18 protein-coding genes are annotated in these 20,808 nt (G+C 44.4%); 12 read left to right on the forward strand and 6 right to left on the reverse strand.

The features are described from left to right. Positions 1–62: 62 nt before the first annotated feature. From glmM to rlmE, 4 genes are all read right to left on the reverse strand, one after another. The gene (gene glmM, locus JN178_RS10995) at positions 63–1,406 is read right to left on the reverse strand and encodes a phosphoglucosamine mutase (protein ID WP_202261616.1); all 1,344 of its coding nucleotides are present in this window, start codon (positions 1,404–1,406) and stop codon (positions 63–65) included. 9 nt (positions 1,407–1,415) lie between these two features. Then, positions 1,416–2,240 carry a dihydropteroate synthase gene (folP, locus tag JN178_RS11000; protein ID WP_202261617.1) on the reverse strand — a complete coding sequence of 275 codons (825 nt, stop codon included), beginning with the start codon at positions 2,238–2,240 and terminating at the stop codon, positions 1,416–1,418. Positions 2,241–2,392: 152 nt separating this feature from the next. Beyond that, entirely contained in the window at positions 2,393–4,339 is a 1,947-nt protein-coding gene (gene ftsH / locus JN178_RS11005) for an ATP-dependent zinc metalloprotease FtsH (RefSeq protein ID WP_159625742.1), read from the reverse strand. A gap of 101 nt (positions 4,340–4,440) precedes the next feature. After that, the gene (gene rlmE, locus JN178_RS11010) at positions 4,441–5,070 is read right to left on the reverse strand and encodes a 23S rRNA (uridine(2552)-2'-O)-methyltransferase RlmE (RefSeq protein ID WP_202261618.1); all 630 of its coding nucleotides are present in this window, start codon (positions 5,068–5,070) and stop codon (positions 4,441–4,443) included. 95 nt (positions 5,071–5,165) lie between these two features. Here rlmE and yhbY point away from each other — a divergent pair, with 95 nt between their 5' ends. Together yhbY and JN178_RS11020 are read left to right on the forward strand one after the other, a co-directional pair. Continuing rightward, complete coding sequence (yhbY, locus tag JN178_RS11015; protein ID WP_159625746.1) at positions 5,166–5,459, forward strand: ribosome assembly RNA-binding protein YhbY; 294 nt, start codon at positions 5,166–5,168, stop codon at positions 5,457–5,459. Between the two features lie 102 nt (positions 5,460–5,561). Next, positions 5,562–6,338 (forward strand): 3-hydroxyacyl-CoA dehydrogenase, encoded by a 777-nt coding sequence (locus JN178_RS11020; RefSeq protein ID WP_202261619.1) that lies wholly within the window; start codon positions 5,562–5,564, stop codon positions 6,336–6,338. Positions 6,339–6,397: 59 nt separating this feature from the next. Here the strand turns inward: JN178_RS11020 and JN178_RS11025 are convergent, their stop codons facing one another. After that, complete coding sequence (locus JN178_RS11025) at positions 6,398–7,102, reverse strand: hypothetical protein (RefSeq protein WP_202261620.1); 705 nt, start codon at positions 7,100–7,102, stop codon at positions 6,398–6,400. A 187-nt stretch (positions 7,103–7,289) separates the two neighbouring features. Beyond that, positions 7,290–9,686: a Lon protease family protein gene (locus JN178_RS11030; RefSeq protein WP_202261621.1), complete on the reverse strand. Its 2,397-nt coding sequence runs from the start codon at positions 9,684–9,686 to the stop codon at positions 7,290–7,292. 223 nt (positions 9,687–9,909) lie between these two features. Between JN178_RS11030 and JN178_RS11035 the strand changes: the two genes are divergently transcribed. From JN178_RS11035 to JN178_RS11080, 10 genes are all read left to right on the forward strand, one after another. Then, positions 9,910–10,530, forward strand: coding sequence for an SRPBCC family protein (locus JN178_RS11035; RefSeq protein ID WP_202261622.1), 621 nt, complete (start codon positions 9,910–9,912; stop codon positions 10,528–10,530). A gap of 223 nt (positions 10,531–10,753) precedes the next feature. Next, positions 10,754–13,357: a leucine--tRNA ligase gene (gene leuS / locus JN178_RS11040; RefSeq protein WP_202261623.1), complete on the forward strand. Its 2,604-nt coding sequence runs from the start codon at positions 10,754–10,756 to the stop codon at positions 13,355–13,357. A 10-nt stretch (positions 13,358–13,367) separates the two neighbouring features. Further along, positions 13,368–13,886 (forward strand): LPS-assembly lipoprotein LptE, encoded by a 519-nt coding sequence (locus JN178_RS11045; RefSeq protein WP_159625759.1) that lies wholly within the window; start codon positions 13,368–13,370, stop codon positions 13,884–13,886. Between the two features lie 7 nt (positions 13,887–13,893). Continuing rightward, a complete protein-coding gene (holA, locus tag JN178_RS11050; RefSeq protein ID WP_202261624.1) occupies positions 13,894–14,922 on the forward strand; it encodes a DNA polymerase III subunit delta in 1,029 nt (342 codons plus the stop codon). A 2-nt stretch (positions 14,923–14,924) separates the two neighbouring features. Continuing rightward, on the forward strand, positions 14,925–15,602 hold the full coding sequence (nadD, locus tag JN178_RS11055) for a nicotinate (nicotinamide) nucleotide adenylyltransferase (protein WP_232369549.1): 678 nt from the start codon (positions 14,925–14,927) through the stop codon (positions 15,600–15,602). Between the two features lie 17 nt (positions 15,603–15,619). After that, a complete protein-coding gene (gene rsfS, locus JN178_RS11060) occupies positions 15,620–15,937 on the forward strand; it encodes a ribosome silencing factor (protein WP_202261625.1) in 318 nt (105 codons plus the stop codon). 96 nt (positions 15,938–16,033) lie between these two features. Continuing rightward, a complete protein-coding gene (gene rlmH, locus JN178_RS11065) occupies positions 16,034–16,504 on the forward strand; it encodes a 23S rRNA (pseudouridine(1915)-N(3))-methyltransferase RlmH (RefSeq protein WP_202261626.1) in 471 nt (156 codons plus the stop codon). Positions 16,505–16,534: 30 nt separating this feature from the next. After that, positions 16,535–18,454 carry a penicillin-binding protein 2 gene (mrdA, locus tag JN178_RS11070; RefSeq protein WP_202261627.1) on the forward strand — a complete coding sequence of 640 codons (1,920 nt, stop codon included), beginning with the start codon at positions 16,535–16,537 and terminating at the stop codon, positions 18,452–18,454. Continuing rightward, positions 18,451–19,566: a rod shape-determining protein RodA gene (gene rodA / locus JN178_RS11075; protein WP_202261628.1), complete on the forward strand. Its 1,116-nt coding sequence runs from the start codon at positions 18,451–18,453 to the stop codon at positions 19,564–19,566. Before mrdA ends, rodA begins: the two co-directional genes overlap by 4 nt. A 4-nt stretch (positions 19,567–19,570) precedes the next feature. Next, on the forward strand, positions 19,571–20,542 hold the full coding sequence (locus tag JN178_RS11080; RefSeq protein WP_202261629.1) for a septal ring lytic transglycosylase RlpA family protein: 972 nt from the start codon (positions 19,571–19,573) through the stop codon (positions 20,540–20,542). Positions 20,543–20,808 lie beyond the last annotated feature (266 nt).

Raw genomic sequence — 20,808 nt, forward strand, 5'->3', positions numbered from 1 at the left:
TGATATTAACTATTTAATCGGTAAGATACAAGCACAAAAAGTGAAAAATCCTGCTACGCCAACTAATTGGCGAGTTTACGAACAGTTTCAGCGATGTGCTCTGCCCATTTCGCTGATTGCTGCTCATCGTTAGACTCAACCATCACACGGATTAAAGGCTCTGTACCACTTTTTCTCAGAAGAACACGCCCGTTTTTACCCAGACCAGCTTCAGCTTCAAGCTTAGCTGCCTGCACTTGCTCATGGGCGAGATAATCTTCATCTTGATTGGCGTAACGAACATTTACTAGCGTTTGCGGATACATTTCAAAGCCACTTGCCAACTTGTTGAGATCCATATCAGAGCGCAACATAGCTGCAAGCACTTGTAACCCGGCAACAATACCATCACCTGTCGAGCACATGTTTAGGTTAAGTACGTGACCTGAGTTTTCGCCACCAATACTCCAACCCTTTTGTTGAAGTAATTCCATTACATAGCGATCACCAACATTGCTGCGTGCGAAAGGAACACCAAGCTTACTTAATGCATTTTCAAGACCCAAGTTACTCATTAGTGTGCCAACAACACCACCTTGCATTTTTCCATTTTTTAGCGCATCGCGAGCAATGATGTAAACAATTTGGTCTCCATCTAGCACATTGCCTAAATGGTCAACCATCATAATGCGGTCACCGTCACCATCTAATGCAAAGCCTAAATCAGCGCCCGTTTCTTTTACTTTTTCAACAATACTGTCCATCGAGGTAGCGCCTACCCCTTCATTGATGTTCAAGCCATTAGGTGCCGTACCCAATTCTATTACGGTCGCACCTAGCTCGCGCAGTACGTTTGGCGCAATGTGATAAGTCGCGCCGTGTGCGCAATCCACAACAATCTTCAGGCCAGTTAGTGAAAGCTCTGATGGGAATGTGCCCTTACAAAACTCAATATAACGCCCAGCCGCGTCGTTAATACGTACTGCTTTACCCAGTTTGTCTGACGCAACACAGGTCATCGGTCGGTCAAGCATATCTTCAATAGCAAGCTCAATGTCATCATCTAACTTAAAACCTTGAGCAGAAAAGAACTTTATACCATTGTCATAAAACGGGTTGTGTGATGCACTAATCACAATACCCGCTTCTGAACGGAAGGTTTTGGTAAGGTAAGCAATCGCCGGTGTTGGCATAGGTCCAAGTAAACCAATGTCGATACCCGCTGCAGACAATCCTGCTTCAAGACACGATTCAAGCATATACCCCGATATACGTGTATCTTTACCAATAAGTACCTTGTTTGTCCCTCTTCCTGCAAGTACTTTACCTGCGGCCCAACCAAGCTTGGTGACAAATTCAGGGTTGATGTTACTTTCACCTACTTTACCGCGGATGCCATCCGTACCGAAGTATTTGCGCTGAGTCATTATTATTCCTTATTCGATTGTATTCAGCATTTTTACGATGTTTACTGCATCAGCAGTCTCGGCAACATCGTGTACGCGAATGATATGTGCGCCCATTTGGGCAACAATTGTAGCGAGGCTTATGCTTCCAGCCAAGCGCTCATCTACTTTTCTGTTAAGAAGATTGCCGATCATAGACTTTCGTGACATGCCGACTAACACCGGATAGCCCAGTTCCATAATTTCTGGCAAATGTTTTACTAATGCATAATTGTGCTCAAGTGACTTACCAAAGCCATAACCCGGGTCAAGTAACACCCGTTCTTTTACAATCCCTTTAGCTTCACACGCTTTAACGCGTTCGCTTAAAAAGGCGCTTACATCTGCGACAACATCATTGTAACTTGGATTGTTTTGCATTGTGCGTGGCTGACCTTGCATGTGCATCAAACATACAGGCACTTTCGCATTTGCTGCGGCTTCAAGTGCATTAGGTTCTTGAAGTGCACGAACATCGTTTATCAGGCCCGCCCCCGCTTTTACCGCTTCAGTCATCACTTGAGCTTTGCTTGTATCAATAGAAATTACGCAGTCGCTATTACGGGCTACGGCTTCAATAACGGGAATTGTTCTATCTAATTCTTCTTGCAACGAAACGTCTGGCGCACCCGGTCGCGTGGACTCACCACCAATGTCGATGAAGGTTGCGCCCTGTTCAACCATTTCAAGCGCGCGCTTCAGTGCTTTTTCAACAGAAGCGTGTTTACCACCATCTGAAAATGAGTCAGGAGTGACATTCAATATGCCCATTACGTGGGGCTGAGAAAGACTAATAAAATGATTACCGAACTGCATGATAGGCTCATCGTTAAAAAAGTGGCTCAGGTAGAATACCGATGTTCAAACTAAGAAAGTCAAAGAACGTGGTTTCACTAGGTGTAGTCTACCTAATTCAGTACAAATAAAAAACGCCAGATAAACTGGCGTTTTTCACTATTTAGGTGTGGTTAGCTTGGAATATCTCCAGGCTTACCTACAGACGGCTTATCAACGCCATCATTTTTAATCTCGCCTTCGCGAACAGGTGCACCACCACTTGGTTTACCGCCGTCAGAAGGTCTGCTGTCGTCCCAATCTGCAGGAGGACGTACGTCAGTGCGATTCATTAAATCATCGATTTGTTTAGCATCAATGGTTTCGTACTTCATCAGTGCGTCTTTCATTGAATGCAAGATATCGATGTTTTCTTCAAGGATCTTCTGAGCACGGTCATAGTTACGGTCAATTAAAGACTTAATTTCCGCATCAATGGCACGCGCTGTGTCATCAGACATATTTGTTGCCTTTGACATAGACTTACCAAGGAAAACTTCACCTTCATCTTCAGCGTAAAGCATTGGACCCATTTTGCTCGATAAGCCCCACTGCGTTACCATCTTGCGCGCAATTTCAGTTGCACGTTCAATATCGTTAGACGCTCCGGTAGTTACTTTATCGTCACCATAAATAATGGCTTCAGCAATACGGCCACCAAACAAACTAGAGATCATACTTTCTAAGTGCTGTTTAGAGTGGCTTACGCGGTCCTGCTCAGGCAAATACATGGTAACACCTAACGCGCGACCACGAGGGATAATAGATACCTTATAAACAGGATCATGCTCTGGTACTAAACGACCCACAATAGCGTGACCCGCTTCGTGATACGCTGTCATTTCTTTTTCAGGCTCAGACATAACCATTGACTTACGCTCAGAGCCCATCATGATTTTGTCTTTGGCTTTTTCAAACTCTTCCATAGAAACAAGACGTTTGTTACCGCGAGCAGCAAAGAGTGCAGCCTCGTTTACAAGGTTCGCTAAGTCTGCACCAGAGAAACCTGGTGTACCACGGGCAATAACAGAAGGTTCTACGTTTTCAGCCACTGGCACCTTGCGAATGTGCACCTTAAGTATTTGTTCACGACCGCGAATGTCTGGCAAACCTACCACTACCTGACGGTCAAAACGACCCGGACGAAGTAATGCAGGGTCAAGGACATCTGGACGGTTTGTCGCAGCAATAACGATAATACCTTCGTGACCTTCGAAGCCATCCATTTCAACTAGCATTTGGTTAAGGGTTTGCTCACGCTCATCGTGACCACCACCTAAACCTGCGCCACGCTGACGACCCACTGCATCAATCTCATCGATGAAAATGATACATGGGGCTGCTTTCTTTGCTTGTTCGAACATGTCACGCACACGCGATGCACCAACACCAACGAACATTTCGACAAAGTCAGAACCTGAGATGGTAAAGAAAGGCACTTTTGCTTCACCAGCAATTGCTTTTGCAAGTAGGGTTTTACCTGTACCAGGAGGCCCCACCATTAATACGCCTTTCGGGATCTTACCGCCAAGTTTTTGGAACTTAGATGGGTCGCGCAAGAAATCTACCAGTTCAGACACGTCTTCTTTGGCTTCGTCACAACCAGCGACATCAGCAAATGTTGTCTTAATTTGGTCTTCACCCAGTAAGCGCGCTTTGCTCTTACCAAATGACATTGCACCACGGCCACCACCGCCTTGCATTTGACGCATGAAGAAAATCCACACACCAATAAGCAACAACATGGGGAACCATGAAATAAAAATAGATGTAAGAAGAGACTGCTCTTCAGGTGGTTCGCCGTACACTCTTACGTCATTCTTAACCAAGTCAGAAATCAACTTGTCGTCGAAGTAAGGTACGAAAGTTTGAAAAGTGTCGCCTGAACGCTTTGTACCGCGAATTTCGCCATTATTATTGATGCGAACTTCACGAATATTTCCCTGTTCTGCTTCTCTCAAAAACGTTGTGTAGTCGGTTTGTGAACGAGCTGATTCACTAGGTGAAAAGCTCTGAAAAACCGACATTAAAACAACGGCGATGACTAACCATAAGATTAAATTTTTTGCCATATCGCTCAATGCTACTAACCTCTATAAACCCGAACTGCTGGGATATTCAACACTTTGATTATTGAACAACCAAACTCGTTCGCAACGAAAACCGCTTATCCCAAAGCCTACTACACTTTATACCCACAAGCCACCAAATACACCTCACGAGAACGTGATCTGGACGAGTCTGGCTTGCGTGTCTTTATGGTGGTGAAAGATTGTTTAAGTGCGTTCATGTACTCAACAAAACCTTCCCCTTGAAAGACTTTTATAACAAAAGCCCCTCCTGGTTTTAATACTTGATGACACATATCGAGCGCGAGTTCACAAAGATACATCGAGCGCGATTGGTCAACAGAAGCATTACCCGCTAAATTTGGTGCCATATCAGACAACACTATATCTACGGTGTTCCCACCAATTCTGTTCAATAGTGCTTCGAGAACGGCATCTTCTCGAAAATCACCTTGCAGAAAGTCTACGCCAACTATAGGGTCCATGGGCAATATATCGCATGCGATAACTTGACCATTGTCACCAACCAGTTGTGCAGCCAACTGAGACCAGCCACCAGGCGCAGCCCCAAGGTCCACAAGTGTCATACCGGGTTTTATAAGCTTATCTTTTTTCTGGATTTCTTCCAGTTTGTAGATAGCTCGCGAGCGCCAACCTTCCTTCTGTGCTTTTTGCACATAATGGTCGCTGACGTGTTCTTGTAACCAGCGTTTACTACTGGCAGAGTGTTTCTTTTTTGTCATTCCAATACAATGTCATTAGGATTGTAGACGAGATGGCGTTAGAATACGTTATTTCAAGCATAAACTAACAGATTAATTGTAAGAATTATTACTTCATGAAACTTTCAAATAAACAGAAACAATTTCTTAAAGGCCTTGCACACCCACTGAAACCCGTTGTGCAACTAGGCGCAAACGGCCTTACAGAAGGGGTAGTAGCAGAAATTGACAACGCCCTTAACCATCACGAATTAATTAAAGTTAAGGTGCCAACCGATGATCGCGAAGAGAAAGCGCTAATCATGGATGCCATTGTTCGTGAAACAAACTCAGTTAAGCTTCAGGTTATCGGCCACACGCTAATAATCTATCGTCAAAGCGAAGACTGTAAAATTCAGTTGCCAAAATAGTTACTCATTAGGTGTCGATAACCTGCGGCACCGTAGTGTTTCTTCTTACTTCCCGTTAACATCACATTAATAAAGTGAATACTACGGGAGTAAGAATTAACTATGACGCTAACCAATCTTACCGCTATTGTAACAGGCGGATGCTCTGGACTTGGTCATGCCACTGCAATTGCACTTCGCGATGCAGGCGCCAAGGTGAGTCTTTTTGATTTAAATGAAGAGCTAGGCGCACAGCGCGTTGAAGAACTAGGCAAAGACCACACACTTTTCACAAAAGTTGATGTGCGCGACGAACAACAAGTTCAAAACGCAATCGACGCTACAACAGCGGCATTTGGCACAATCTCATTGGTCGTCAACTGTGCCGGTATAGCGCCCGCCAAGCGTTTATTAGATCGTGAAGGCAACCCTGCCCCACTTGGCGATTTTCAAAAAACCATCGATATTAATTTAGTTGGTAGCTTCAACGTAGCTCGTTTAGTTGCAGCAACAATGGCTAAGCAATCGCCCATTAACGACGAAGGTGAGCGCGGTCTTATTATCAATACGGCATCAGTTGCGGGATACGAAGGGCAAATTGGTCAAACTGCGTATGCGGCAAGTAAAGGTGGAATAATCGGTCTTACGCTTCCCATGGCACGCGATCTAGCGCCTCTCGGCATTAGAGTAAACACGATAGCCCCAGGGGTAATGGGCACGCCTATGCTATTAGCGATGCCAGAAAAAGTGCAAGATGCACTGTCTGCCAATGTTCAATTTCCAAAACGCTTAGGCTTCCCTGAAGAATTTGCGAAACTCGTTATTCACATGGCCAACAACAGTTATTTAAATGGCGAAACCATTCGTTTAGACGGTGGCCTGCGCATGCCGCCTAAATAATATCGTAAAATAAAAAACCCGCCATCTGGCGGGTTTTACATAATTAATCTAGAATGACTTTAGCTTTTCATCTTCATCAATGTGTCAGCTTCTACCGTAAAGCGGTTAAAGAAGTCATCTTCTAATTCACCGGTAATGCGAACACGCTCGCCTTTCATAAGCGAAAGATAACCGCCTTCATCAACAGGGGCATTCTCTAGCTCGTCAAGTTCGACTGTCAGCGTGGCGTCGCCAACTTCAATTTGTAACGCTTCTTTACCGATTGATTTCACTGTACCAACTAGCACCATTTCTTCGTCATCAAATTCGATGTTGCTTGCCGTACTCAAATATAAATCTGCAGATGCTTGGTCAACTGAATCTGCTAAATATACGGTGTCCATATCTTCCACAATCACGCTCTGCGCTACTAATCTCTCGTTAGAGAACATGCCTTCGCCCAGACGTGCGGTTACCATCACATCTTCACCATCCATTTCGGCATACGCTTTCGTATCCAGATCGGTGTCTCTTAGCTCAACAAAAATTTGCCCATCGCCGTAGTCAAGCGTAAAGAATTGAGAATCTACCGCGGTTACTTCTCCCGTCAACGTTATCCATGTATTACCCGGAAGCGAAGTTCGAGAAGTTGGCTGCACTGACTTAGATGATGCTTGCATCTTAGCCACCTTGTGGTCGTCAACTGTGGTATTAGCTACCGCCGATGACCCCATCATTGCTACTGAAACCATTGTTGCCGTAATTGTTTGTTTAGCGTTAAACATTGTGACCTCCTTAAAGGCATATTTGTTATCCATTCAACAATGTTTAATGCAAACCCAATGCCGTCCTTAAAAATCAATCACTTACGTCATAAAGCTAAAATTAAGAAATTATCAAAGCAGAAAATTATTCTTACTTTTGCACACATTACATTGTGCAATAATACGCACTTTGAGTTTTACGGCTTAGCTATTCGCCATCGCCACCATTAACAATTAACGCAATGTTATATAAGCGATTTACTGCATGGTAATTGATAGAGTTTTTAGGGTAGCGCCCCTTAGAGCTAATTTTACCCGCTTCCTGTTCCATCAAAATAGTTAACGCATCGTCAACCGTTTCGACGGTGTAGATATGAAACAAACCTTTCTTAACGGCATCTACTACGGTTGTATCTAGCACTAAATTGATCGCATTTGATTTGGGAATAATGACCCCTTGCGTACCGGTTAATCCGCGATGCTGACAAAGGTCAAAAAAGCCCTCTATTTTTTCGTTTACGCCTCCAACAGCTTGTACTTCACCATATTGGTTAATTGAGCCAGTGATAGCCAGTGTTTGTAGACAAGGAATTTCAGTAAGTGCCGAAATGAGTGCGACCAATTCACCTAACGACGCACTATCACCATCGATGTGTCCGTACGACTGTTCAAGGGCAATGTTTGCTGAAAGCGTAAGTGGAAAGTGTTGCGCATACTTATTGCCCAAATATCCGTTTAGCAACATAACGCCCTTTGAGTGAATTGGCTGGCCAAGTTCTACCTCGCGCTCAATATCCACAACACCGCTCGCGCCAGCGAACACGGTAGATGTAATACGTGCAGGTGTACCAAAGGCTGTGTCACCAATATCTAATACCGTTAGACCATTTACTTTACCCACTGCTTTCCCTTCAGTGGCAATAAGCACATGACCTTCTTTAATATCGTTAAGTAACGTCTGACTTACCCTGCCTGTACGACGCTTCTTCGCGCTTAGCGCGGTTTTAAGATGGTCAAGTTCTAACATTTGCGCGTTTGACTTTTGGCAAAAGTAAAATGCCTCGTTCACCAGTTCAATCACTTCAGCAAAATGCGCAGACAGTTTTTCTTTGTGCTCTGCCATTCTTAATGAGTATTCTACTAAACGGCACATGGCATTTGCGGTTATGCCCTCTAGGCCCAACGTATGCAAATGCGCTCTGACTTTGCCCACAAAATCAAATAACGCCTGTCTCGTCACCGGAATTTCTAAATCAAAATCAACCAGTACCCGAAAAAGCTCATCAAATTCATCATCGTAGTCTTGCAGTGTGTAATACAAGTCTCGCGAACCAAGCAGCACTATCTTCACGTTTAAATCGATAGGTTGCGGGTTCAGCGTAATGTTATTTACCATACCAACGTCTTGTTGAGGCAAATCCATGCGTAAGCGCGTAGACTTTATCGCCAGCTTTAAGGCGTCCCACACATACGGCTGTTCAATAAGTTGGTCAACATCAAGCAACAAATAGCCACCATTAGCACGGTGCAATGCCCCAGCTTGAATCATGCGATAGTTAGTGAAAACGCTACCGTGAATATTGGTATACTCAATTTTGCCAAACAGGTTTTGGTAAGTAGGGTTGGGTTCATAGATAACAGGCGCAGCATCATCAAGTTTGTTTGATACAAGTACGTTCGGAAGAAACTGTTCTTCTAGGAAGATCTTTTTATCAAAGTCGTCGCTTTTTTCTTCTTTTTGCTCTTCACTATGGATAACTAACACGGCATTGACTAAAGCCGTTTTTAGTTGCTTTAAGAACTTCATAACACCAAGGTCTGACGAATACTTGTGCTCGAGTACCTTGATAAGCGGTTTTATGCCCTGCTCTGCCGTTGTTTTGTCTAATTCACGCAGTCGCTCTGAATTTTCACGTTTCCACGTAGGTAAGCTCAACAAATTTTCGCTAAGCCTGTTTTCAAGTTCATCTATAAGCGCATAGAAACCTTCTCGTTCACTGTCGCTTAAACTGGCAAAATCGTTATCGCTTATTGGTTTACCGTCAATAATGGGCGAAAACGTTATTGAGCCACCTTCCTCATACAGCGCCACATTATTTGCTTGCGCATAACGCTCTACAGCATCGATAGCAGCATCGTATTTTTGTTCAAACTCTCGAGAAATCGATGTGCGTCTGCGTTGGTAACCCGGATTATCAAAAGCAATGGGTAAGGAGTCCAACACATCATCAATCAATGCTGCCATATCTTTATGAAATGCCTTGCCACCGCCCGGCGGGAAACGCAACACGATCGGCTCGCGTTCTTCATCAAAATTATTGATGTAGCACCAATCGTCCGGTGCCGGCAATTGAGCCACTTGACGCTCAATATAATCTTTTACTAGCGTGAATCGACCTGTGGCGGGTTCGCCCATCACATAAAGGTTGTAACCTTTTGTATTAATACCTAAGCCAAAGGTTAGCGCCTCGCGCGCGCGCTCCTGTCCAATAAAAGTGGCATTCAGTGCTTCATTGTCTTTCAACGCACTGTTGATGGCTCGGCGATTTATGGTAGGCGTTAATGCGTCAACGTCTAACGCGTACAAGGTAGTGTCTACAGACATGCTTTTCTATCGTTGTTGCTTTAAAGTAAGTGAACCCCTAATTAACAATTGTGTCAAACGCTTATCCTTCATATCCCCCTTTATTGCACTCAACTGCGCAAGAATCGAGCACAACTTGTTACTAAAGGCCGAAGCGCTATGGTGATTAGCGTTAAATCACACTAGTATGGAAAAGCAACGTTTTACGAATAACTCACTAACAACAAAAAAAGGATTGCAAACTATGACAACACCAGACTTTACTTCTCAACTCATCGCGCGCCGTGCCCCTTGCAGTCCAACATTCTTAAAATCGGCCGTTTTACGCTCGGTACTGGTAGGTTCATTATTCCTAGCTTGTAGTAGTAATGTCCATGCTGACGTCAAATTTGCTACTGAAACAGGTTTCTCAATCACTAATGTGAGCGAGAGCAGCGCGCCTATTGAGGCCGTGTATTCACATTTTGTGCAGCACATTGACATGTGGTGGCCTAAAGATCATACCTGGTGGAAAGGTACACTTAGCATTGATGAGCGCGCAGGCGGCTGCTTTTGTGAAAAGAAAGACAACGCGAGTGCCCAGCACATGCAAGTAAGCTACATAGAGCCCAACAAAAAAGTGGTTTTGACCGGGGGACTGGGCCCACTTCAGGAAATGGGCATGTTCGGCGCGCTGACTTGGCAGTTCGATGAGCAAGAAAACGGTGAAGGAACAAAAGTGACTCTCACATACACCGCGTCAGGGCATATTCATTTTAACGGCAAACCCGCATCATTAGACGAAGCAAAGGGTTTGGTAAAGGTTGTAGACCAAGTCCAAGCACAACAACTCAGCGCCTTAACGTCATTTAGTGACAAAAACTAAGCCGACACACGCAAACATGGTTACTTTTCCAGCAACTAACAATAAAAATGTCCTAACCTAGTGTTAAGCTATTGAGGCATGGCTTCGCGCTGGGGTATTCTAATGGGCTATGTATATGTTCAATCGGGTCATTGCGCCAACATTTCAGCATAAAATGCTGCAAAGTGCTTAAAGACCATCGATATAAAAACGTTTTAACTCTTAATGCGGAAGCCTAAGTTTCATGGCCGATAATCAGTACAACCCTAAAGATATAGAACAACGCGTTCAGCAATACTGGGAAGACAATCAATCTTTCAAAGCAAATGATGAAGAAGGCAAAGAGAAATTTTATTGCCTGTCGATGTTCCCTTACCCAAGTGGCCGTCTCCATATGGGTCACGTGCGCAACTACACTATCGGCGATGTAATTAGCCGCTTCCAGCGCATGCAGGGTAAAAACGTGATGCAGCCTATGGGTTGGGATGCTTTTGGCCTACCGGCAGAAAATGCTGCAATTAATAACAATACTGCACCTGCCAAATGGACGTATTCAAATATTGATTACATGAAGAACCAGCTTCGTTCTTTGGGTTTTGGTTATGATTGGGACCGTGAGGTTACTACCTGTAAATCTGACTACTACCGCTGGGAGCAATGGTTCTTCACACGTTTGTACGAGAAAGGTCTCGTTTACAAGAAAAATTCAACGGTTAACTGGGATCCTGTTGACCAAACTGTACTTGCAAACGAACAGGTTATCGACGGTCGTGGTTGGCGCTCGGGTGCCTTAGTTGAACAGAAAGAAATTCCTCAGTGGTTTATCAAAATCACTGATTATGCTGAAGAGTTGTTGAAAGACTTAGAACAGCTTGAAGAGTGGCCTGATCAAGTGCGTGCCATGCAGGCAAATTGGATTGGTCGTTCTGAAGGTGTAGAAATTACTTTTAACCTTTCAGCACCGGTCAATGATATCAATGACTTGACAGTATACACCACTCGCCCAGATACCTTCTATGGTGTTACCTATGTGGCGGTTGCTGCACAGCACCCTCTTGCTGAATTTGCTGCTCGGTCGAATCCAGAGCTTGCCGCGTTTATAGAAGAATGCAAAAACACCAAAGTTGCAGAAGCTGAACTAGCAACAATGGAGAAAAAAGGCTGTGCGACTGGTTTTGAAGTTGTTCACCCGCTTACTGGCGAAACATTACCTATCTGGGTAGCCAACTTCGTACTAATGGATTATGGCTCTGGTGCAGTTATGGCTGTTCCTGGGCACGACCAACGCGACTGGGAATTTGCGACAAAGTACGATTTACCTATTAAACAAGTTATTGCACCTATACCGGGTGACGAAGACAAGTGTGATCTAACGTCTTCTGCCTATACGGAAAAAGGTAGCCTAATTAACTCTGATAAGTTTGATGGCGCAGATTTTGATGCGGCATTCAACGGTATCGCCGACGAGCTTGAAGGTAAAGGTTGTGGTAAGCGTAAAGTGAACTATCGCTTACGCGACTGGGGTGTAAGCCGTCAGCGTTACTGGGGCGCACCTATTCCAATGCTTAATTTGGAAAACGGTGAATCTGTACCTGTTCCGGCAGATCAACTACCTGTTGTGTTACCAGAAGACGTGGAGATGGACGGCGTTACTTCGCCTATTAAAGCTGACCCTGAGTGGGCAAAGACCACGTACAACGGTGAAGCTGCGCTTCGCGAAACTGATACCTTCGATACGTTCATGGAGTCGTCTTGGTATTATGCACGCTATGCCTGTGCAACAAATAACGACGCGATGCTTGATCCAAAATCGGCTAACTATTGGTTGCCGGTTGACCAATATATTGGCGGTATTGAGCATGCTATCTTGCACTTGTTGTATTCGCGTTTCTTCCACAAACTACTTCGCGATGAAGGCCTTGTGAACTCAGATGAGCCATTTAAGCGCTTATTGTGTCAAGGCATGGTATTAGCAGATTCGTATTATCGTGAAGACGCTTCTGGTAAGAAAACATGGTACTCACCGACCGAAGTTAGTACTGAAAAAGATGACAAAGGTCGCATTGTAAAAGCGTGGCTAACTGCCGACGGTGAAGAAGTTATTCACGGCGGTATGACAAAAATGTCAAAGTCAAAGAATAACGGTATTGACCCACAAGAGGTTATCGACCAATACGGTGCCGACACAGTGCGTCTATTTACTATGTTTGCAGCACCACCAGAGCAAACGCTTGAGTGGGTTGACTCAGGTGTTGAAGGAGCAAACCGCTTCTTGCGTCGTATTTGGAAGCTTGTTACTGAACATGTTGAAAAAGGTGCGCCTGTAGCGCTTGACGTTAAAGCGCTGTCAAAAGACCAGCAAGCACTACGTCGAGAAGTACACAAGACTATTGAAAAAGTGTCAGATGACCTTGGTCGTCGCCAAACTTTCAATACTGCAGTAGCCGCAATTATGGAGTTATTGAACCATCTTCAAAAAGCGCCACAAGAAAACGAGCAAGACGTCGCAATTATGCGTGAAGCCGTAGAGTCAGTATTGTTGCTTCTTAACCCAATTACTCCTCACATTGCCCATGAGCTGTGGAAAGTGCTTGGCCATGAACAAGACATTGATGTGGCACCTTGGCCAACGGCTGACAAAGCTGCGCTAGTAGAAGATGAAAAACTCATCATTGTACAAGTGAATGGCAAGGTTCGTGCAAAAATGACTATTGCAGCGGATGCCTCAAAAGAAGCCATTGAGGAAGCGGCAAAAGGCCAACAAAATGTACAACAATTTATTGATGGTAAAACGATCCGCAAGGTAATCGTTGTACCTGGCAAGCTTGTTAATATTGTAGCGAACTAGGTAAAACGGCATGAAAAAGTACTTTCAAATAGCGATTGTTTTGATTGGCCCGCTGTTAGTTGCAAGCTGTGGCTTTCACTTGCGTAGTGGCCCAAGCTTGCCTAACGACATCAACACGGTTGCTATTGAAAGTGCGAGAGCACACGCGCCGCTGGCGCGTGCGCTGGATGACAGTCTTAATGTTTACGGCTTAAAAGGTGTGTCACAAGGCGCTCGAGATTCGGGTCAAAACATCCATATTTATCTGTTGCCCGAGCAATTAGAGCGCCAACTGCTCTCAGTCTACCCTTCTGGACAAGTTGCCGAATACGAGCTTATCTATATCGTGCGCTACCGTGTCCAATTCCCAGATAAAGAGCCTCTAATGGCCCAGTTTGAAGTGGTGCGCGATTATCAAGACGACCCAGACCAAGTACTAGCTAAATCGCGGGAGCTCGAATTGATGCTAGATGAAATGCGTAACGAAGCGGCTGATATCATAGTAAGACGACTTTCAAGCCAAGCTGTAGCGGCACAAGACGCTCAGTAAAACGGCTATGCAAATCTATCCCAATCAGTTTTCTCAAGATATCAAAAAGGGCTTACGTCCCTGCTACTTGGTTTTTGGTGACGAGCCTCAACAAAAGTTTGATGTAATTGAGCAAATTCGTGCAACAGCAAAAGCCAATGGATTTGAAGAGCGCACTGTACTTGTTGCAGAAACTGGATTTTCTTGGAATCAGTTAATTGAAGCAACGCAAAGTATGTCGTTGTTCTCTAGCCAACAGTTTATTGAACTAGAACTGCCAACAGGAAAGCCCGGCACGGAAGGTAGCAAAATGCTTCAAGAAGTTGCCGCATCACTCAACCCCGACATATTGCTGTTGGTCCACGGCCCTAAAATTGGCAAAGATGTTCAACGTGGAAAGTGGTTTAAAGTTCTCGACGACCTAGGTGTATCCGTGCTCTGCTATCCTCTAGAAGGTAAGCAGCTAAATACGTGGATAAACCAACAACTCCAGTCTCATCAATTAAGCGTCACACCTGGTGGTGTTAAAATGATTTCTGATTTTTGCGAGGGCAATATGCTCGCCGCAAAACAAGAGATTGATAAGTTAGCGCTGTTGTACCCCAATCAATCAGTCTCTGAGGAGCAGATTGAGCAAGCCATGGTGGATCAATCCCGCTATAACGTGTTCCAGTTAGTTGACGTTATGCTAAACGGTGAGAGCACGCGCTGTATCAAAATGCTATATCGACTAGAAAGTGAAGGGTTAGAACCCAACATCGTAATTTGGGCTCTAATACGCGAGTGGGAACAACTATGGAAGTTGAAGTCGGCGCTTGTCAATCGCGAGCCCATTCAGTGGCAAAAGTTTGGGATATGGCGCAATAGACAAGGTTTTTATCAAAACGCATTAAACCGACTAAGTCTTGAGCAATTAGAAGAAATCCAACACGCACTGACTAAGGCTGACCACGCTTTTAAACAAAATGTGATTGCACGGCCTTACATTGAACTTTGCCATTTGTGCATGATGTTTATGGGAATTGATCTTCGCGCTGTGCCCTATTTGGAGGCCTAGCAGTGCCGAGTTCAGCCCGTTGCACTCCCATTAAAGCTATTTTAGGCGGCACGTTCAATCCACCTCATATGGGGCATATTAATGCGGCACTTAGTGCAGCAAGTGAATTAGGTATTGAAACCGTACATCTTATGCCAAGTAAAGTGCCACCGCATAAGCCTGTTGAAGTATCAGAAGACCATCGCGTACGCATGATAGAGCTTTGTTGTGAGGGACAATCTCGTCTTGTACCAGAGCTCATAGAATTATCACTGCCTTCTCCATCGTACACGGTCAAAACACTTAGCGAGCTTAAAGAAAAATCAGAACACACAATCTGTTTTTTCATTGGTGCGGATTCCCTGTATAATCTCAACAAATGGTTCGAGTGGGACCAACTGTTAAACTACTGCCACCTTGTGGTAATGCGACGCGATGGCGAAAACTTTACGCCAGGTAGTGAAATAAGGAATTGGCTGAACAAACATGTTACTCAAGACATGAGTGTAATTCACAAGCAGTCTCACGGTGCAGTAATACTGATAAACACCCCACTCTATCCCGTTTCATCCACTGATATTCGTAACGCATTGTGTGTAAGAAAAAGCAGCAACTCGACGCATGCCATGTCCATGATTAATGAATGGGTTCCTCGTCGGGTGCTAGACTACATTAATGCGAACCAGTTATATAAAAGTTAAGTAAGCGAGGAAAACTCTTGGAGAGTCAACAGCTCAAACAGTTTGTTAAAGACAAAATTGACGATATGAAAGCACGCGACGTCATTGAATTAGATGTTCGCGGCAAATCTACCATCACTGATATTATGATCATTTGCTCTGGTAACTCAAAGCGCCATGTTTCATCTATTGCTGAGAATGTAATGGTTGAAGCAAAGAATGCGGGACACGCGCCAAGCAGTGTGGAAGGTAAAGAGACCGGTGAATGGGTATTGGTTGATTTCGGTGATGTTATTTTGCATGTTATGCAAGATGAAACACGCGACTTCTACCAACTAGAAAAGTTGTGGTCTTAATAGCCAACGAGTAAATATTTTTGTAACGTCTTTAAACGGCTGGATATCGCAAGATATTCAGCCGTTTAAAAGTGAATAAGCAGTAAGGAAAGCGCAGTGCGTATACAAATTGTCGCCGTTGGTACTAAGATGCCCGCTTGGGTTAATACGGGAGTCGACGAATTTATTCGACGCTTTCCAAGCGACATGCCAGTAAGCTTTACCGAAATACCAGCAGGGAAACGCGGCAAAAACGCTGATATCAAGCGTATTTTAGAAAAAGAAGGCGAGCTGATGCTGGCGGCAATTCCAAAAGGGAACCGAATTGTAACGTTAGAAGTTACAGGGAAGGCGTGGGATACCCCTACTCTTGCCAAACAGCTAGACAATTGGAAGATGGACGGACGAGACGTTAGTTTACTTATCGGCGGTCCAGAAGGCCTAGCCCCAGAATGCATTGCGGCTTCTGAACAAAAATGGTCGCTTTCTGCTTTAACATTACCTCACCCACTTGTGCGTATTATTCTCACCGAGAGTTTATACCGCGCGTGGTCTGTTACCCAAAATCATCCATACCATCGCGAATAGCGCGTAAACTGGACTATGCAAAGAACGTCAATGCACCGAAAACGCCAAGCAATTCGCGACCACTCTGCTGAAGCGAACTTGTTTGCTCGAAGAGCAACAATTGCGTTTATCATTGTAATTGCCATGCTGGGTATAGTGCTCAACAACCTGCATTCATTGCAGGTGACACAATATGAAGACTATCAAACCCGCAGCAATGGCAACCGCATCAAAGTGCTACCGGTTGCGCCCAATCGCGGTTTAATTTACGACAGAAACGGTATTTTACTGGCCGAAAATCGTCCTGTGTTTAGTCTTGAGATTATCCCAGAACAGGTTGAAGACATTGACGCCACATTAGCGCAACTCACGCAGTTAATGGGTATAACAAGTGACGAGATTGAACGCTTCCAATCAACCTTGAAAGGAACTCGTCGTTTTAAGCCTGTGGCACTACGTACACAGTTAAGCGAAGAAGACGTTGCGCTTTTCTCTGCCAGTAAACACAAATTCCCAGGCGTTCAAATAGAAGCGCGTCTTGCTCGCTATTACCCTTATAAAGAAACCCTTACCCACGCTTTAGGTTATGTTGCTCGCATTAATAAGCGAGACCTACAAAAGTTAGTAGAAGCAGGCCTTGAAGACAATTACGCTGCAACTCATGACATTGGTAAGCTAGGTATTGAGAAATACCACGAAGAAATACTGCACGGTAAAGTGGGTTACCAACAAGTAGAAGTAAATAATCAGGGGCGAATAATACGCGTTCTCAACGTTGAACCACCAACGCCGGGTAAAGACATTGTTTTAAACCTTGACCTTGAGTTACAGCTTGAAGCTCAACGTATTATAGAAGGCATTCGGGGCGCCATTGTGGTCACCGATGTAAAAACAGGTGGCGTATTAGCCCTGTATTCAAATCCAAGTTATGACCCCAATTTGTTTGTTCACGGTATAAGTAGTAAGAATTATTCTGCCCTATTAAATTCTCCTGACAGACCACTTATCAACAGAGCAACACAAGGGCAATATCCGCCCGCGTCAACGGTCAAGCCTCATTTGGGCTTACTTGGTCTTGAAGAAGGCACAATAACTGCCGACTATACCATTAATGATACGGGTCGCTACCGGTTGCCCAATGTTAATCACGTATGGCGCGACTGGCGCAGTTGGGGCCACGGTAAAGTTAACGTATCTAAGGCTATCGAAGTATCGTGCGACACGTTTTATTACGAACTGGCTTATAAATTAGGAATCGACAAAATCAGTGAAGCCATGTACGAATTCGGTTTTGGTGACTTTACGGGAATAGATTTGTATGAAGAGTCTGATGCCAACATGCCCAGTCGCGGATGGAAACGAGCTCGCTTTAATCAGCCGTGGTATATCGGAGATACAATTCCTGTAGGAATCGGTCAAAGCTTTTGGACAACTACCCCTATTCAGTTAAATCATTCAGTGAATGCACTGATTAACCGTGGTGAACGCTATATACCTCAAATTATTCGAGGTTACATGAATGTAGATAGCTCAGTAGATCTTATTCCCCTTAAATCGTTACGTCCCATTGAAATTAAAAACGAAGAGAACTTAGACGTTATTTTAAACGCTATGCACGATGTGGTGAGCGGTGAAGAAGGTGGTGCGCGACACGCATTTGCTGATACAAATTACGATTCAGCAGGTAAGACAGGTACGGCGCAGTTGTTCTCTGTTGGGCAAAACGAAAAATACGACGCCACTAAAATTGACGAGCGTTTACGTGACAATGCTATGTACGTAGGTTTTGCTCCATTTAACGACCCTGAAATATCGGTAACGGTAGTGCTTGAAAACGTGGGTGGCGGTAGTAAAAATGCCGCCCCTGTTGCCAGACAAATTATGGATTTCTACTTTAGAGATCGCGTCTTCGAGACGGTGACTAACGATACCGAAATAGCACAAAATCAGGTAAATACGACCCAACCATGAAACGGACCACGCTAAACCCAAACAAAATAAGCTTTCTTCAGCGAATTCATATTGACGGATGGCTGTTGGTTGGCCTACTGGTACTAAGTGGCGTTGGTCTATTTACGCTATACTCTGCGTCAGGACAAGATATGGGGCAAATGCAGCGCCAGTTTATCCGCTTGGGCTTGAGCTTTTTTGTTATGTTAGTGCTAGCCCAACTCCCTCCTGGATTCTATCGACGCCTTTCCACTTATGCTTATGTAGTGGGCTTGCTGATGCTGGTAGCAGTACTGCTTTTTGGCGACATGGGTAAAGGTGCCCAGCGTTGGTTAGATTTGGGATTTGTGCGCTTTCAACCTTCTGAACTAATGAAACTTGCTGTACCTATGATGGTAGCCTGGTACATTAGCAAGTACACCATGCCGCCCAACACAACACATATTGTAGTGGGTTTCGCTCTTGTTGTTGTGCCCACAATTCTTATTGCCAAACAGCCCGATTTAGGTACGTCTTTGCTTATTGCAAGCTCAGGAATTTTTGCCATTTTTCTTGCCGGGATGAGTTGGCGATTAATTTCAATTGTCGGCGCTATGGTGGGCGCTTTTGCGCCGGTAATGTGGTTTTTCCTTATGAAGGATTATCAAAAACAACGTGTGTTAACGTTTTTAAATCCAGAAAGCGACCCGCTTGGATCTGGCTACCACATCATTCAATCTAAAATAGCCATCGGCTCGGGTGGCGTAGACGGAAAAGGATGGCTTCAGGGAACCCAGTCACAATTAGAGTTTTTACCTGAACGTCATACCGATTTTATCTTTTCGGTCTTCAGTGAAGAATTTGGGTTAACTGGCGTTGTTGGTCTTCTCGCTATCTACGTTTTTATCATTTTACGTGGCTTAATTATTTCTAGCCGCGCACAGGATGCTTACGCCAAATTATTAGGTGGCAGTATTACCCTAACCTTTTTTGTATACGTCTTTGTAAACATGGGAATGGTGTCTGGCTTGTTACCCGTGGTAGGCGTACCTTTACCTCTTGTAAGTTATGGTGGCACCTCTATGGTGACTTTGATGGCAGGTTTTGGCATTCTTATGTCAATTGCTACACAGAAAAGGCTGATGTCCCGGTAACACTATGCGCTATGGTCTAATTAAGAAGCCTACACACATTGCGTCTTTGTCAAAGACGTATTTAAACGCGCTATTAGCCGCGCTGGTTACTTTGTGTTTGTTTAGCTGTAGTAGCACTGCACCAAGCCGCTATACACAAAAACAAGACTCTGCCCCGCGTCATGTTGCCAAAACGCCTGAAACGTTAGATGCAGTGCCAAAATACGAGGCCTACCGCATGTTTAACAGTAGACCTTACAAGGTATTAGGCAAGCACTACACCCCTATGAGCACGGGCAAAGGCTACGAAGAAGAAGGCTACGCTAGCTGGTACGGTCAAAAATTTCATGGGCACTTAACGTCAAATGGCGAAACGTACAATATGTTCGCGATGAGTGCTGCACATAAGACCCTACCATTGCCGTCATATGTGCGCGTGACAAACCTTGAAAATAACAAACAAGCTATTGTGCGAGTAAATGATAGAGGGCCTTTCCACGACAATCGCATAATTGATTTATCGTATGCCGCAGCGGTAAAACTGGGTTATCACAGCAAAGGGACAGCTAAAGTAAAACTCGAAGTTATTCACTTTGATGAAAACAACAACGTGACAGTGGGTAATAAACCTACGGTTTCGTACGATGAGTATCTTGGTATCGCAGTTGTACCTTCCCCGCAAATAGCAAGTCCCCCGCACAGTGAGCATCTTGAGGCAGAAGAATTGGGCGGAGATAAACAACTAGCCAAAACAACGGCAAATGATGCAAATGGAATTTATATCCAAGTTGCAGCACTTTCTGACGCACAGAAAGCCAAGTCTATTTCGAATGTATTGTCGGCGCTTTATCAAATTCCAGCCCATCTACCTATGTCGAACAATATCTACAAATTGCAATTAGGTCCTATCTTTGAAGAAGCAGTTGCAGCAGAAGTACTTGAGCAGTTAAAACAAAATGGCTATCCCAACGCATACACGGTTACTCAAACTTTGTAGCTAGCACGACATATATTGGTGATTTATCCAGCGCAAATGTGGCAACAATGTGTCATTCAACAGGCAATATCCGTATTTCTTCGCCTTGTCCCTACTCTTCACTAAACTTTTTTGATAAAACCTAGTCTTATCGCTGAGCGATGAATGCAAATCGCTAGAATTCTTATATCGCTAGCTTTCTACTAAGCCTTTCGATAGGATCATAATAACAGTATCAACACTAAAAAAACGGTGTTGAACAGAAAAGCTAAAATTGGGTCGCTCTT

The sequence above is a fragment of the Alteromonas sp. KC3 genome (genome assembly GCF_016756315.1).
In the GTDB taxonomy this organism is placed as follows: domain Bacteria; phylum Pseudomonadota; class Gammaproteobacteria; order Enterobacterales; family Alteromonadaceae; genus Alteromonas.

What these genes read in the sequence shown, in the direction of transcription:
- rodA (WP_202261628.1), top strand. Translation starts at nt 18,451, where the DNA reads ATGAAACGGACCACGCTAAACCCAAACAAAATAAGCTTTCTTCAGCGA.
- yhbY (WP_159625746.1), top strand. Translation starts at nt 5,166, where the DNA reads ATGAAACTTTCAAATAAACAGAAACAATTTCTTAAAGGCCTTGCACAC.
- rlmE (WP_202261618.1), bottom strand. Translation starts at nt 5,070, where the DNA reads ATGACAAAAAAGAAACACTCTGCCAGTAGTAAACGCTGGTTACAAGAA.
- JN178_RS11045 (WP_159625759.1), top strand. Translation starts at nt 13,368, where the DNA reads ATGAAAAAGTACTTTCAAATAGCGATTGTTTTGATTGGCCCGCTGTTA.
- JN178_RS11025 (WP_202261620.1), bottom strand. Translation starts at nt 7,102, where the DNA reads ATGTTTAACGCTAAACAAACAATTACGGCAACAATGGTTTCAGTAGCA.
- holA (WP_202261624.1), top strand. Translation starts at nt 13,894, where the DNA reads ATGCAAATCTATCCCAATCAGTTTTCTCAAGATATCAAAAAGGGCTTA.
- leuS (WP_202261623.1), top strand. Translation starts at nt 10,754, where the DNA reads ATGGCCGATAATCAGTACAACCCTAAAGATATAGAACAACGCGTTCAG.
- JN178_RS11030 (WP_202261621.1), bottom strand. Translation starts at nt 9,686, where the DNA reads ATGTCTGTAGACACTACCTTGTACGCGTTAGACGTTGACGCATTAACG.
- mrdA (WP_202261627.1), top strand. Translation starts at nt 16,535, where the DNA reads ATGCACCGAAAACGCCAAGCAATTCGCGACCACTCTGCTGAAGCGAAC.
- JN178_RS11035 (WP_202261622.1), top strand. Translation starts at nt 9,910, where the DNA reads ATGACAACACCAGACTTTACTTCTCAACTCATCGCGCGCCGTGCCCCT.
- folP (WP_202261617.1), bottom strand. Translation starts at nt 2,240, where the DNA reads ATGCAGTTCGGTAATCATTTTATTAGTCTTTCTCAGCCCCACGTAATG.
- glmM (WP_202261616.1), bottom strand. Translation starts at nt 1,406, where the DNA reads ATGACTCAGCGCAAATACTTCGGTACGGATGGCATCCGCGGTAAAGTA.
- JN178_RS11080 (WP_202261629.1), top strand. Translation starts at nt 19,571, where the DNA reads ATGCGCTATGGTCTAATTAAGAAGCCTACACACATTGCGTCTTTGTCA.
- JN178_RS11020 (WP_202261619.1), top strand. Translation starts at nt 5,562, where the DNA reads ATGACGCTAACCAATCTTACCGCTATTGTAACAGGCGGATGCTCTGGA.